Genomic DNA, 3,442 nt, shown 5'->3' on the forward strand with positions numbered 1-3,442 from the left:
GGCCGACCGGGTCGAACAGCCGCTGGGGCTGCGCACCGTCGCGGTCGATCCGAACCGGGGGTTTCTGCTGAACGGCACGCCGCTGCGGCTGCGCGGCGTCAACCGGCATCAGGACCGGCAGGAGAAGGGCTGGGCATTGAACGCCGCCGACCATGCGCAGGACATGGCGCTGATCGAGGAACTGGGGGCCAATTCGGTGCGGCTGGCGCATTACAACCATGCCACGCCGTTCTACGAACTGGCGGACCGCAACGGCATGGTGCTGTGGGCCGAACTGGGGCTGATGAACCTCGCCTCGGTCCCCGGCGTGGCCGATACGCCCCCGGCGATGAAGGCCAGCGCCGAGGCGCAGATGGTCGAGCTGATCCGGCAGAACTATAACCATCCCTCGGTCGGGGTCTGGTCGATCGGCAACGAGATCACGAACTGGGCGTCGAAGGGCCTGACCCCGTCGAATGCGCGACCGCTGATGCGCGCGCTGGACGCGGTGGCCAAGCGCGAGGACCCGTCGCGGCCGACCACCATCGCCGCCTGTTGCGAGGTGTTGCCCGGCGAAGCCGACGACGGGCGTGATCGCACCGCCGGAACCGCTGACACGGTCGCCTATAATCTCTATTACGGCTGGTATGGGTCGGGCCGGGTGGCGGATGCCGCGCGGCTGGGCGAGGTGATGCGCGGCTATCACCGCGAGAACCCGACGCTGCCGGTCGGCGTCGGCGAATATGGCGCGGGCGGCGCGATCACCCAGCACACCGACAATGTCCACGGCGGCAGGATCGAGAGCATCTACCGCCCGCAGGCCGAGGAGGTGCAGGCGGTCGTCCACGAACTGTCGTGGAAAGGACTGAAACCGCTCGACTTCCTGTGGGGCACCTGGGTCTGGCAGATGTTCGACGCCACCAGCGATCTGCGCGAGGAAGGCGACAGCACCGACATCAACACCAAGGGGCTGGTGACGTTCGACCGGGCGGTGAGGAAGGACGCCTATTGGTTCTACAAGGCGGCATGGAGCAAGACGCCGGTGCTGTACCTGGCGGGGCGGCGCTATGTCGACCGCGCCTATCCGGTGGTCGAGATTCGCGCCTATTCCAACGCCGCGCGCGCCGACCTCACCGTCAACGGCCGCTCGATCGGCAGCGCGACGTGCGGTGACAACGTGTGCCGGTGGCCGGACGTGCGGCTGTCGCCGGGCGAGAATGCGGTGGTCGCGACGGCGGGGGTACAGCGCGACGCCGTGACCTTGCGCTACGGCGGCCCCGCGCGCGCGATCCATGTCCGTACCGGTACGCTGGAGGGGGTGACGCTGGCCGATGGCACCCGCTACGGATCGGACGATTTCTTCGCTGGCGGGCTGGGCCACACGCTCAACCCCTATCAGCGCGAACTCTATGCCGCCGATCAGACCCGCAAGGCACCCAAGGTCGTCGCCGGCGCGGCCGAGCCTCGGCTGTACGCCAGTTGGCGCGCGGGCAAGGCGTTCCGCTACGCGTTGCCGCTGCCCGACGGACGCTACCGCGTGACGCTGCACCTGTTCGATCCGGTCGAGACGGTGTCGGGCAGGCGCGTGTTCACGGTCAAGGCCGGCGGTGGTGCGATCGAGCGGATCGACGTGGCGGCCCGCGCCGGGGGCGGGCTGCGGGCGACGACGGTGGTGCTGCCGGCCATATCGGTCGGCGGACGATTGTCGCTGGAGTTCACCGGGGTGGTGGGTGAGGCGATCGTCTCGGCGATCGACGTCGTCGCGCAGTAGGACCGGGGGGGCGCCGCCCCCCTTGTCCGTCAGTTCGCCGGGTGATCGCCCAGCGCGAAGATACGGTCCATCGGAAACCACGTACCATTAGGGCCGGCCGCCGGGATCGGCTGCTGGAATCGCAGCATCTTTGCGACCCAGGCGACGACCGCCGGATCGGCGGCATCGGCGGCGGCCTTCGCTGCCGCGTCATAGCGTTCGTCCGCCTCGATCACCATGAACAGCCGGTTGCCCGCGCGCCAGATCTGCATGTCGGCGATGCCGGCGGCGCGGATCGACCGCGTCACCGCCGGGTCGGTATTGCCGACCCGGTGCCAGTGTTCATATTCGGCGATCAGCGCGGCATCGTCGACAAGGTCGAGCGCAAGGCAGATGCGCGTGGTCATGCGTTGGTCCAGCCGCCGTCGATCACCTGCGCGGTGCCGGTGGTGTAGGACGATGCGTCGCTGGCGAGATACAGCGCCAGTTCGGCGATCTCGCGCGCGGCGCCGATGCGGCCCATCGGTTGCCGCGCGACGAACTCGGCACGCGCCTTGTCGGCATCGCCGGTGGCGGCCAGCCGCTCGTCGAGCGAGGGCGACTGCACCGTGCCGGGGCAGATCGCGTTGCAGCGGATGCCCTGTCCGACGAAATCCTGCGCGACCGATTTGGTGAGGCCGATCACCGCCGCCTTCGACGCGCCATAAACGAAGCGGTTGGGCACGGCGATGATCGATCCCGCCACCGACGCCATGTTGACGATCGATCCGCTCCCTTGCGCGATCATCGCCGGCAGGAAGGCGCGGATCATGCGATAGGCGGAGCGGACGTTCAGATCGAACGAGACGTCGAAATCCGCCTCGTCGGTCGTCAGGATCGTGCCGGCATGGACGAACCCCGCGCAGTTGAACAGGATGTCGACCGCGCCCACCCGTTCGCCGAACGCGGCGATCGCCGCCGCGTCGCGCAGGTCGAGCGTCACCGTCTCGCACCCCGTCAGCGTGGCGAGCGTGTCGGCGTTGATGTCGGCGGCGATCACCCGCGCGCCTTCGGCGGCGAACAGTTCGGCGGCGGCGCGGCCGATGCCCTGGGCGGCGGCGGTGATGACGGCGGTCTTGCCTGCAAGGCGCATCGGATGGGGTCTTTCGTTACAGAGGAACGGGGGTGTCGGCCCGGATCAGGCCATGGTCCTTCAGGTCGCGCCACAGTGCGGGCGGGATTGCGATGTCGATCAGCGCGGCGGCCTGCGTCACCTGCTGCGGGCTGGCCATGCCGGGAATGACCGACACGACTTGAACGTGCGCCAGCGGCAGTTGCAGCGCGGCGGCGGCCAGCGGCACGCCATGCGCCATGCACAGATCCTCGATCGCGCCGACGCGCGCGACGATCGCGGGTGGGGCGGGCTGGTAATCGTAATGGACCTCGCCGCCGTGGCGCACACCCTTGGCGAGAATGCCGGAATTATACGGACCGCCCAGCACCACCTTTACGTCGCGCGCCTCGCACAGCGGCAGGAAGGTTTCGAGCGCGTCCTGTTCGAGCAGGGTGTAGCGCCCGGCGAGCAGCACCACGTCGATCTCGCCGACCGCCAGCACCTCCTCGCACACCCGCGTTTCGTTGACGCCCAACCCGATAGCGCCGACCGCGCCACCGTCGCGCAGTTCGCGCAGTGCGCGGTATCCGCCCTCCATGAACTCGGCGAAGCGGCGGGGG

Annotated in this window: 4 protein-coding genes; 1 reads left to right on the forward strand and 3 read right to left on the reverse strand. The window is 69.1% G+C overall.

What is annotated here, in order from left to right:
- Window positions 1-67: 67 nt before the first annotated feature.
- Complete coding sequence (locus tag ASE78_RS19915) at window positions 68-1,750, forward strand: glycoside hydrolase family 2 TIM barrel-domain containing protein (RefSeq protein WP_414887107.1); 1,683 nt, start codon at window positions 68-70, stop codon at window positions 1,748-1,750.
- Window positions 1,751-1,779: 29 nt separating this feature from the next.
- Here the strand turns inward: ASE78_RS19915 and ASE78_RS16880 are convergent, their stop codons facing one another.
- The 3 genes from ASE78_RS16880 to ASE78_RS19705 form a co-directional block, all read right to left on the reverse strand.
- Entirely contained in the window at window positions 1,780-2,136 is a 357-nt protein-coding gene (locus ASE78_RS16880) for an L-rhamnose mutarotase (RefSeq protein ID WP_056498687.1), read from the reverse strand.
- Window positions 2,133-2,861: an SDR family oxidoreductase gene (locus ASE78_RS16885; RefSeq protein ID WP_056498689.1), complete on the reverse strand. Its 729-nt coding sequence runs from the start codon at window positions 2,859-2,861 to the stop codon at window positions 2,133-2,135. The genes ASE78_RS16880 and ASE78_RS16885 overlap by 4 nt, the downstream gene beginning before the upstream one ends.
- A 16-nt stretch (window positions 2,862-2,877) precedes the next feature.
- On the reverse strand, window positions 2,878-3,442 hold a 565-nt coding region (locus tag ASE78_RS19705), incomplete at its 5' end, for an aldo/keto reductase (protein WP_235515129.1).

It is taken from the genome of Sphingomonas sp. Leaf25 (assembly GCF_001421635.1).
Classification (GTDB): Bacteria; Pseudomonadota; Alphaproteobacteria; order Sphingomonadales; family Sphingomonadaceae; genus Sphingomonas.